General features: G+C 61.9%; 4 protein-coding genes (1 of these 4 only partly in view). 1 reads left to right on the plus strand and 3 read right to left on the minus strand.

The window, feature by feature from the left end; genetic code table 11:
• From MEB48_RS05985 to MEB48_RS05995, 3 genes are all read right to left on the minus strand, one after another.
• Positions 1–6,674 carry the 5' portion of a non-ribosomal peptide synthase/polyketide synthase gene (locus MEB48_RS05985; protein WP_237882777.1) on the minus strand. Its footprint begins 5,719 nt before the window's first position, so 6,674 of the gene's 12,393 nt are visible here — the first part of the coding sequence; the start codon lies at positions 6,672–6,674; the stop codon falls past the left edge of the window.
• Between the two features lie 375 nt (positions 6,675–7,049).
• Positions 7,050–7,787 (minus strand): thioesterase II family protein, encoded by a 738-nt coding sequence (locus tag MEB48_RS05990; RefSeq protein WP_237882778.1) that lies wholly within the window; start codon positions 7,785–7,787, stop codon positions 7,050–7,052.
• A gap of 151 nt (positions 7,788–7,938) precedes the next feature.
• The gene (locus tag MEB48_RS05995; RefSeq protein ID WP_237882780.1) at positions 7,939–9,132 is read right to left on the minus strand and encodes an MFS transporter; all 1,194 of its coding nucleotides are present in this window, start codon (positions 9,130–9,132) and stop codon (positions 7,939–7,941) included.
• Positions 9,133–9,295: 163 nt separating this feature from the next.
• Between MEB48_RS05995 and MEB48_RS06000 the strand changes: the two genes are divergently transcribed.
• Positions 9,296–11,119, plus strand: coding sequence for a glycoside hydrolase family 15 protein (locus MEB48_RS06000; protein ID WP_237882782.1), 1,824 nt, complete (start codon positions 9,296–9,298; stop codon positions 11,117–11,119).
• Positions 11,120–11,327 lie beyond the last annotated feature (208 nt).

Genomic DNA, 11,327 nt, shown 5'->3' on the forward strand with positions numbered 1-11,327 from the left:
TCGCGAATCAGCAATGAGGCACCGTGGGTCAGGCTGGTCAGCCAACGTTCGTGGGCACCATCGAACGCGAAGGACATGAAGTGGAATTCGCAATCGTTGTCCCGCATTTCATAGCGTTCGCCGATGGCCTGGCAGTGCATCGCCAGCGGGCCATGGGCGACGCTCACGCCTTTGGGATTACCGGTGGAGCCGGAGGTGTAGATGACGTAAGCAAGGTTCTGCGGATCGAGCTGCACCTTGGGCGCATGGAGGGATTGGCTGCGCAGATCGAGGCGGTCGAGCTCCAGCATCGGGACCGAATCCTCCACCGGCAACTGCGCAGAAACACAAGAATCGGTCAGCAACAATGCCAGACCCGAATCCTCAATCAGATAGGCCAGACGCTCACGAGGGTAGCTGGTGTCCAGCGGCACATAGGCACCGCCGGCCTTGAGCACCGCCAGCAATGCGACGATCACCCTTTCGCTGCGCGGCAAGGCCACGCCGACCCGGCTTTCCGGGCCGACACCCCGCGCGATCAACGCGTGGGCCAACTGGTTGGCGCGCTGATCGATATCGCCATAGCTGAAACGCTGACCGGCGAAGATCACCGCCGTGCGCTCCGGGCTCTGGGCGGCGAGTTCGGCGATGCGCTGGTGAACGGCGATGCTCACCGGATACGGCTGTGACTGATTATTGGCCTGTTGCTGCGCCAGCTCGGCGGCATTGGCCAGGGCGATTTCGCCGAGGTTGCGTTCCGCCGACTCGGCGAACTGCTCCAGCAGTTGCAGCAGGTGCGCACTGATGCGCTCGATCGCCGACGTGGAAAAATGCGCCCGGTCGAAGCTGTAATGCAGCGCCAACGTCTGGCCCAGCGTCACGGCCACGCTCAACGGATAGTGGGTTTGCTCAAGGTTGGCGACTTTGCCGAACACCACGCCTTGCTCCGCGCCCTGCTGCAGCGCCTGGGCAATCGGGTAGTTCTCGAACACCAGAATGTTGTCGAACAGGGCTTCGCCACCCTGCTCGGCCCAGCGTTGAATATCCGCCAGCGGCGTGTGTTCAAACTCGCGCAAGTTGAGGTTTTGCGCCTGTACGGCTTGCAACCAGTTGCCGACGCTCTGGTCCGAACGCGGCGCGCCGATTACCGGCAAGGTATTGATGAACAGACCGACCTGCTGCTCGATACCGGGCAAGTCTGCCGGGCGCCCGGCTACCGTAGCGCCGAAGGCCACCGCTTCGTGACCGGTGTAGCGTTGCAACAACAGCAGCCACGCAGCTTGCACCAAAGTGTTGAGGGTGACTTTCTGTTGCCGGGCAAAAGCTTCAAAACCTTGGGTATGACTGACTTCCAGGGTCTGGAAGTGATCGCCGTGCCCGCTCAGGGTTTCGTTGCCGGACACCACCAGGGCCAGTCGGGTCGGCTCTTGCAAAGCGGCCAACGGCTCGCGCCAGAAGTCCTGGCTCAATTGCCCATCCTGACATTGCAGCCAACCGATGTAATCGCGATAGCACCCGACAGAGGACGCCGGCGCCCGGCCGCTGTAACGCTGCAAGACTTCGCCAAGCAACTGCGAATTGCTCCAGCCGTCCATCAGGATGTGGTGATGGGTATAAATCAGATGCCAGCTATCGGTCGCGGTTTGCACCAGCACCAGTCGCAGCAATGGCGCCTGGCTCAGGTCGAAGCCTTGCTGGCGTTCGGCATCGGCCCGTTCACGCAAGGCCTGAACCTGATCGCCACGCTCACGCCAGTCCAGCACAGTGAACGGCAACTCAACCTGTTTGTGGACGATCTGCACCGGTTGCTCCAGTTCACCCTGCCAGACAAAGCCTGTGCGCAGAATGCCCTGAGCGTCGACAGTGGCCTGCCAGGCCGCGCGGAAACGCTCGGGGTCGATGCCTTGAACATCGACCCGCAGCTGGTTGATGTACTCGCCCGCCGCCTGCTCGTAAAGGGTGTGGAACAACAACCCCTGCTGCATCGGCGACAGCGGATAGAGGTCGTCGAGTTGTCCGGCGGCCACCGGCAGTGCATCGAGTTGCGCCTGGGTGATGCGCGCCAGCGGGAAGTCCGACGGCGTGGCCTGTGGGGCCTCAAGGGTGCAGCAATGCTCGATCAACGCGTTGAGTTCGACAGCGTATTGATCAACCAGCGATTGGATGGTCGCCGTGTCGAACATCTCGCGGCTGAAGCACCAGCACATCGACAGCTCACCGCCGTACACCTGACCTTCGACCGTCAGCCAGTTGGCCAACGGTGCCGACGGATCCTGGGCGGCGCCGCTGTCTTCGCTGGACGGCACAAATAGCGCTGCCTCGTCGAACTGGCGGTCGAATTGCCCGAGGTAATTGAAGGTGATGCGCGGTTGCGGCAGGGCCGCCAGTACCGTGCTCGTTTGCGGATCGGCCAGGTAGCGCAGCACACCGTAACCCAGACCTTTGTCCGGCACCGCGCGCAGCTGCTCCTTGACGGTTTTGATCGAGGCGCCGAGATCGTCGGCCGGGATCAGGTTGACCGGGAACAAACTGGTGAACCAGCCGACGGTGCGGGTCAAATCGATGTCGTCGAACAGGTCTTCGCGGCCATGCCCTTCGAGCTGGATCAGCGTGCTGCCCTGCCCGGTCCAGCGGCACACGGCCCGCGTCAGCGCGGTCAGCAGCAGATCGTTAACCTGCGTGCGATACGCCGCCGGTGCCTGTTGCAGCAGTTTGCGGGTTTGCTCGGCGTCGAAGGTCAGTTCGACTTTCTGCTCGAAACGGTTTTGCAGTGCGCCGTCAGGGCGGTCGCACGGCAAGTCGTTTTGCGGCGCATCGCGCAGTTGCGTCTGCCAATAATCGACAGTGTTCTGGAACGTTGGCAGGTGGCTTTGCAGACGCGCCACCCAACGTTGGTAGGAACTGGTTTTCGCCGCCGCCGTCAGCGTCGAGCCGTCGCGTGCCTGACTGTAGAACTGCTGAAGATCCTCCAGCAACACCCGCCACGAAACCCCGTCAACCACCAGGTGATGAATAGCCAACAGCAGCCGTTGCGTGCCGTCGGCCATGTCCACCAACAGCGCTCGCAGCAATGGGCCGTGACTCAGATCAAGACTGCGCTGGGCTTCGTCGCACAAGGCATTCAACGCTTCGACCGATTGCGCCGAGCGTTGCCACAACACCGACTCGCTGGACGCCGCGCCATAGGCTTGCTGCCAACCGGCACCAGTCATTTCATAGCGCAGACGCAAACCGTCGTGATGTGTGAGCAACTGCGTCAATGCTTGATCCAGCGCCCCCGCATCCAGCGTTTCGCGCGGTACCAGCAGCAGCGACTGGTTCCAGTGTTGACGCTGCGCAATGGCTTGCTCGAAGAACCAATGCTGCACCGGCGCCAGGGCCACCGAACCAACGGCTGGACCTTGATCAATCAGGTTCTGCTCGCCGCTGCGGGCCACTTGCGCCAGGCTGCGGATGGTCTGGTGCTGGAACAGGTCTTTGGGGCTCAACACGATGCCCGCCTGACGCGCGCGGCTGACCACTTGCATCGACACAATGGAGTCACCGCCCAGCTCGAAGAAGTTGTCTTCCAGGCCGACGTTGTCGATGGCCAGAACGTCCTGCCAGATCGCTGCCAGCGACTTTTCCAGCACCGTGCGTGGCGCCACGTGTTCGCGTTGCTGCTGAGTGCCGTCGACCGCAGGCAAGGCTTTGCGGTCGAGTTTGCCGTTGGGCGTCAACGGCAATTGTTCGAGGAATAACAGATAAGCCGGCACCATGTAGTCCGGCAAATGTTGGCGCAGGACGGCTTTCAGGGTTTCACGCAGGCTCGCGTGAGCATCGGCATCGTCCGCCAGCACGGCGGCATCGGTCGGCACGATATAGGCGACCAGTTGCTGACCACTGGCGCCGTCTTGAGCCAGCACCGCCAGTTCGCGTACCGCGTCCTGCTGCAACAGCCGCGCTTCGATCTCACCGAGTTCGATGCGAAAACCACGAACCTTGACCTGATGGTCGATTCGACCGACGTATTGCAGTGCCCCATCGACCTGATAACGGGTCAGGTCACCGGTGCGATACAGGAGCTCACCGTTGCCGGCGAACGGGTTCGGCAGGTACTTCTCGGCCGTCATGCCCGGCCGGCCCAGATAACCGCGGGCGATGCCGGCGCCGGCCAGGTACAGCTCGGCCGATACGCCCTGAGGTACCGGTTGCAGATCGGCGTCCAGCAAATAGCTGGCGGTGTGTTTGAGTGGCCGACCAATGTTGGCGGTGCCGCCGGCTTCGCGCCGAGTCCAGGTGGAATAGGTGGTGTCTTCCGATGGACCGTAAAGATCGTAGACATGCTCCACGGTCGGTTGCTGATACAGCGCCTCCACCAGACTCTGCTTCAGCTGCTCACCGGCCAGGTTGATGATGCGCACGCTCGGCGGGATCTGCCCGTCGCGCTGCAAGGCATTGATCGCCGACGGCACGGTATTGATCAGGCGCACCTGATCCCGGGCCGGCAACAACGGCAACTCCAGGGCATTGCGCGCGATGATCACCGAACCGCCGTTGGCCAGGGTGACAAACAGCTCCCACACCGACAGGTCGAAACACACCGACGTCGACGCCAATACCCCCTGAATATCGTCGCGGCTGTACACCGACTGCGACCAGTCGATCAGCGCCAGCACATTGCGATGAGCGATGGCCACGCCTTTGGGTTTGCCGGTAGAACCGGAGGTGTAGATCACGTACGCGAGATTATCCGGTGTGACGCGGGATACCGGCGCGCTGCTCGGATAAGCGGCCAGCCATGGCTCGGCGGCGTCCATCAGCAGCACTTGGGTGCCCGCCGTCACGTTCAAGGTTGCAGCAACAGCCTGCTCGGTCAGCAAAACCAGTGCGCGACTGTCTTCGAGCATGTAGGCCACGCGATCGGCCGGGTAATCCGGGTCCAACGGCACGTAGGCACCACCGGCCTTGAGCACCGCAAGGAGCGTGACCAACAGGCTGTCCGAGCGCTGCATCGCTACGCCGACCCGCACTTCCGGGCCCACGCCCAACCCGATCAATTTATGCGCCAGACGGTTGGCCTGAGCGTCGAGTTCGGCGTAAGTCAGCTGTTTCGCGGCGAAGGTCACCGCCAGCGCGTCCGGCATGGCCGCGACTTGCCTGGCGATCAGCTCATGGATGCACAGGCTGTCGGCGAAACCTTGGTCAGCGCGGTTCCAGTCATGGACGATGCGCTGGTATTCCGCCGCTTCAAGCAACGGCAAATCGCTGATGCGCTGCTGGCTGTCGCTGACCATGCCGTGCAGCAGATGGGTCCAGTGCCGTGCCATGCGGGCGATCGTCGGGGCGTCGAACAGGTCATTGGCGTAGGTCAGCGCGGCGTGCAGTTTGCCGGCCTTTTCATAGGTGTCCAGGCTCAGGTCGAACTGAGTGGTACGCCCTTCCCATTCGATCACGCCCAGCTCCAGGCCCGACGCGGTGGTCACCGTGGAAATGTCCGCGACCTGTGGCTGGTGGTTGTACATCACCTGGAACAACGGCGTGTGACTGAGGCTGCGCTCCAGCTTCAACGCTTCCGCCAGCCGCTCGAACGGCAAATCCTGATGGGCCTGGGCGCCGAGGGCGGTTTCCCTGATGTCACTGAGCAAATCCGCCACGCGGGTCTGGCCGTCGAGCCGGGTGCGCAGCACTTGGGTGTTGACGAAGAAGCCGATCAGGCCTTCGATTTCACCGCGGTTGCGGTTGGCGATTGGCACGCCGACGCGAATGTCGGTCTGCCCGGTGTAACGGTGCAGCAACGCGTTGAAAGCGCCGAGCAACAGCATGAACAAGGTGATGTTGTGTTTCTGCGCGGTGGCACGCAATTGCTCGGCCAGTTGACCATCGACGCCGAATTCATAACGCGTGCCGCGATAGCTGGGCATTGCCGGGCGTGGGTGATCGGTGGGCAGCTCCAGCACCGGATGATCAAAGCCCAATTGGGCTTGCCAGTAGTCCAGTTGCCGCGCCTGCTCGCCGGCTTCCAGCCAGCGGCGTTGCCACAACGCATAGTCGCTGTACTGAATCGGCAGCGGTGCGAGCTGCGGTTGCGTGCCTGCATCGTGGGCGTCGTAGCAGCGGATGAACTCATCGATCAACACATTCATCGACCAGCCATCAGAAACGATGTGGTGCAGGGTCAGCAACAGCACGTGCTCCTGCTCGGCGAGCTTGAGCAGCTTGACCCGCAGCAGCGGCCCGACCGCGAGGTCGAACGGCAGCAGCGATTGCTGTTGGGCGGCCTCGGCCACGGCCTGCTCGCGCTCAAGGGCCGGCAACCCGCTGAAATCGACCTGCTCGATCAGCAACGGTGCACTGGCTGGCACTTGTTGCAGGGTCTCGTCGGCCTGACGCTTAAACACCGTGCGCAGGGTTTCATGACGCGCCATCAGGCTGGCGAACGCTTGCTCCAGGGCCGGCAGGTTCAATCGCCCGGTCAGGCGCACCGCGCCCGGCAAGTTGTAGGCGCCGCTGTGCGGGTCCAGCTGCCAGAGAAACCACATGCGCTGCTGAGCATAGGACAGCGCTTGCCGGTCCTCGGCCTCGACCCCTTGCGGAATCGGAAAACGGGCGAAGTCCACGCCCTCCTTGTGCAAGGCCGCAAGGAACATCTGGCGCTTTTCCAGGGGCAACCCGATAAACCGGCGAGCAAGTTTCAAGGAGTCTTCAGCATTCATTTCTTAGCATCCGGATCAGTAGGCAGGAAGCACAAAGGCACGTCGTCCCAATAAAACGAATGCAGACCGGAAAAATTAGCGTTTGAGAACAAGTATCAGGAAGGGAGGTAATGCGAGGAAATACAGATGGCCATAACCCTTGTGGGAGCGAGCCAGTGTGGCGAGGGGGCAAGCCCTAATGCCTGTCAGTTAAGGCGGAATCTGTAGGAGCGAGGCTTGCCCGCGAAGAACGATGACGCGTAATACTTGAAAAACCGCGGTGCATTCTTCGCGGGCAAGCCTCGCTCCTACAGAAATTTCGCTTAACTGACAGGTATTGAGGCAAGCCCCCTCGCCACACTGGCTCGCTCCCACAGGGGGAAACCGGGTGGATATTCAGGCCGTGGCAACCAAGGCATGCCGCCGATGATGAACATCCAGCTGATCCTTGATCACCCGTAGCACCTTGGCTTCGTGCTCATGGATGAAGAAGTGCCCACCGGCCAGCATGTCCACCGAAAAGCTGCCATGGGTTTCCTTGCTCCAGCCGATCAACTGCTCGGTGGTGGCCTTGTCGGACGCGCCCCCCAGCACGTGCACCGGGCATTCGAGCAATGGCCGCTGCACCGGCTGAAAGCGTCCGCACAACAGAAAGTCCGCGCGCAGGATCGGCAGTGTCAGGCTCATCAGCTCTTCATTGGCCAGCACCTCTTCGCTGGTGCCATTGAGCGTTCGTAGCTGTTCGATCAACTGCGCATCGGTTTTCGGCTCGGCAAAGCCGCGGTCGTAGTCGGCGCGCATCGTTGGCGCCGCCGTTCCCGAGGCAAACAGGGCCACCGGCGCCGGGCAGCCCAGCGCACGAAAGGCGTGGGCCATCTCGCACGCCAGCAAGGCGCCCAGGCTATGACCAAACAAGGCATAGGGCGCCTTGAGTGTCGAACGCAGTTCCCTGGCCAATTGCATCGCCAGTGCGCGCATGTCGGTGTGCAGCGGTTCGCCGAACCGTGCGCCCCGCCCCGGCAGCTCTACCGGCTGCAACTGCAGCCATTGCGGCAACTTGCGTCGCCAGCGGCTGTAGACCATGGCACTGGCGCCAGAATACGGCAGGCACAGCAGGGTCAGCTCGGTCACCACGTTTTACCTCAAAAAGTCGTCTGTAAGGGAGGACGGTCCGCAAGCGGCGCAAATTAGTCAGCGTCGGTTAAATTTCCCCTATAGGTGCTCGTTCCTGTTCAGATTAAAACCAGTTCGGACCAAAACCACGTTCGGTGAATTTCTGGGTGACTCAGGAAGAGGCTGGTAACCCGACGGTTAAATGGCGAAAACTCTGCACCGCCGAACCCAACACCACGGCACCGGCGGCAATCGCCACCCAGAACCCGCTGCGCGCACCGAACGCATCCACCAGCCAGCCCGAACTGGCCGCACCGATCGCCACGCCGATGCTCAAACCGGTGACCAGCCAGGTCAGGCCTTCGGTGAGCCTGGCCGGCGGCACGATGCGCTCCACCAACGCCATGGCCACAATCAGGGTCGGTGCAAAGAACAACCCGGCGACGAACACCGCCAGCGACAGCCCGAAAATATTGGCCGCCAACAGCAACGGCAACGTGGTCACCGCCGTCGCCACCCCGCCGCAGAGGAACAGTAGAGGCAGCGGCAGTTTCGAGCGCAATGCACCGAACGCCAATCCGGCCAGGCACGAGCCAATGGCATATACCGACAGCACAATGCTCGCCGCCGCCGGTTGCCCCTGTTGCTCGGCGAACGCAACGCTGACCACATCCACCACGCCGACGATGGTGCCCATGGCGACCATCAACAACATCAGCAACTGGATCTCGCTTGAACGGATGATCGAGCCCTGATGATGCTCTTCATGAGGATGCACCGGCGGTTCGGTCCCACGTTGCAACACAAACGCCGTGACCCCGATCGCCAGCATCAGCAACGCCGCCAATGGCCCCGCCTCCGGGAACGCCACCACGCACAACCCCACCGACAGCGGCGGCCCGACAATAAAGCAGAGTTCGTCCAGCACCGATTCCAGCGCATAAGCGGTTTGCAACTCAGGGCGGCCGCGATACAACTCGGTCCAACGCGCCCGCACCATCGCCGACATACTCGGCATGCAACCGGCCAGCGCGGCAAACGCAAACAACGTCCAGTGCGGCGCCTGCAACCGGGTACAGAGCAACAGCATCAACAACGCCCCGCCACCGACCAGTGCCGATACCGGCAAGATCCGGCTTTGCCCAAAACGGTCCACCAGCCTTGAGACCTGCGGCGCACAAAACGCCGTGGCCAAGGCAAAGATCGCGGCGATGGAGCCGGCCAGGCCGTAACCGCCCTTCAATTGCGAGAGCATGGTGATCAGGCCGATGCCGGTCATGGAAATCGGCATGCGCGCGATCATGCCGGCCAGCACAAAGGCGCGTGCACCTGGGGCGTGAAACAGCTCGCGGTAGGGGTTTGCCATGGGATCCGGCCTCAACAAGGGCCTGCAACTTGCCACAAACGTCTGCCCCGGGGAAAGCGTCGAATTGTTGGTTGAGTGTGAACGGCGGTTTGCTGGCAAATGAACTCTCTGCGGCCCAAACCGGTCAGCTAGTTAGGCCCTCAGATCCCGGAGCTCTGCGGCAATGGCTGATCCTTCCGAACGACAAAGTGCCATCGACGCCCACGGTATCATTGGCGACATGCGCAGCGCAGCGCTGGTCAACGACAAGGGCAGCGTGGACTTTTTCTGCTGGCCGGAATTCGACAGTCCATCGATTTTCTGTTCACTGCTGGACGGCCCCGAAGCCGGCATCTTCCAGCTTGCTCCGGACTTGCCCGATGCCCGCCGCGAACAGATTTACCTGCCCGACACCAACGTCCTGCAAACCCGATGGCTCAGCGATCATGCGGTGGTCGAAGTCACCGACCTGCTGCCCATCGGCGACAGCGAGGATGATTTGCCTATGTTGATGCGTCGGGTGCGAGTGGTCAGCGGTCAAGCGACGATCCGCATGCGCTGCGCCGTGCGTCATGACTATGCCCGGGCTCCCATCAAGGCTCGGGCACGCGATCGGAATGTGTATTTCGAGGCCACCGGCCAGCCAGCCATGCAGCTGTGTTCGGATCAGTCCTTGCGCGTCGAGGGCCATGCGGCCGTCGCCGAATTCATTCTCGAACAGGACCAGAGCGCCGAGTTCCTCCTCGGCGGCGTTGACGATGCGCGCTTCAAGGAAGGCGCCGCCGCATTGTGCCTGGAGCGCACCCTGAAGTTCTGGCGCGACTGGATCGGCCAGTCCAGTTATCGCGGTCGCTGGCGGGAAATGGTCAATCGCTCGGCCCTGGCTCTGAAGCTGCTGACCTCGCGCAAGCACGGCGCCATCCTCGCCGCCGCTACCTTTGGCCTGCCGGAGGTTCCCGGTGGCGAACGCAACTGGGACTATCGCTACACCTGGATCCGCGATGCCTCGTTCACCGTCTATGCCTTCATGCGCCTGGGCTTCGTCGAAGAAGCCAACGCCTACACGCGCTGGTTGCGCGGTCGGGTCAGGGATTGTCACGGCAAGACCATGAAACTCAACATCCTCTACGCCATCGATGGCCGTCAGGAACTGCCGGAAACCGAACTCTCGCACTTGTCCGGTCATGGCGGCGCGACACCGGTACGCATCGGTAATCAGGCCTGGGATCAAATCCAGCTCGACATTTTCGGCGAGCTGTTGGACGCGGTGTACCTGGTTAACAAGCACGGTGAAGCGATTTCCCATGAAGGCTGGAAACACACCGTGGAAGTGGTCGATCAGATCTGCGAAACCTGGCAGCAAAAAGACGTCGGCATCTGGGAAATGCGCGGCGAGCAGTATCATTTCCTGCACTCGCGACTGATGTGCTGGGTGGCCGTGGACCGGGCCATCCGGCTGGCCTCCAAACGCTCGCTACCCGCCCCGTTCGCCCGCTGGGACCAGACCCGTCAAGCGATCTACACCGATATCTGGAGCAACTTCTGGAACGAAGAACGCGGGCATTTCGTCCAGCACATCGGCGGCACCGGCCTCGACGGCTCGATGCTGCTGATGCCGCTGGTGCGCTTCGTCAGCGCCAAGGATCCGCGCTGGATCGCGACCCTTGAAGCCATCGAAAAAAGCCTGGTGCGCGCGGGCATGGTCTACCGCTACCGCAACGACGACAACCAGATCGACGGCCTGCCCGGCACCGAAGGCGCCTTCGCCGCGTGCTCGTTCTGGTACGTCGAATGCCTGGCCCGGGCCGGCCAGGTGGAGAAGGCGCACCTGGAGTTCGAGCAATTGCTGAAGTATGCCAACCCGTTGGGGCTGTATGCCGAAGAGTTCGACAGCCATGCCCGGCATTTGGGAAATACACCGCAAGCGCTGACGCACCTGGCACTGATCAGCGCGGCGAGTTTCCTGAACAGGAAGTTGAGCGGGGAGAAAAACTTCTGGCAGCCTTGAGACCGCGTCAGCTTCTTCGCGGGCAAGTCGGATCGCCGCACCGCTCGCTCCTACAGATATTGGTGATCTGTAGGAGCGAGGCTGTTGTGGCTCAATGTTTTTGGACCATGATGTAGGAGTGTCGATCTAAGGAAGCATCATGGGATATCGGGTTGTTAACGCCGAGGAAAAAGCGGAAGCCATTCGCTTGGTTGTAGAAATGAATTAC

The organism is Pseudomonas sp. PGPR40, assembly GCF_022014505.1.
GTDB lineage: Bacteria > Pseudomonadota > Gammaproteobacteria > Pseudomonadales > Pseudomonadaceae > Aquipseudomonas.

What these genes read in the sequence shown, in the direction of transcription:
- MEB48_RS06000 (WP_237882782.1), top strand. Translation starts at nt 9,296, where the DNA reads ATGGCTGATCCTTCCGAACGACAAAGTGCCATCGACGCCCACGGTATC.
- MEB48_RS05995 (WP_237882780.1), bottom strand. Translation starts at nt 9,132, where the DNA reads ATGGCAAACCCCTACCGCGAGCTGTTTCACGCCCCAGGTGCACGCGCC.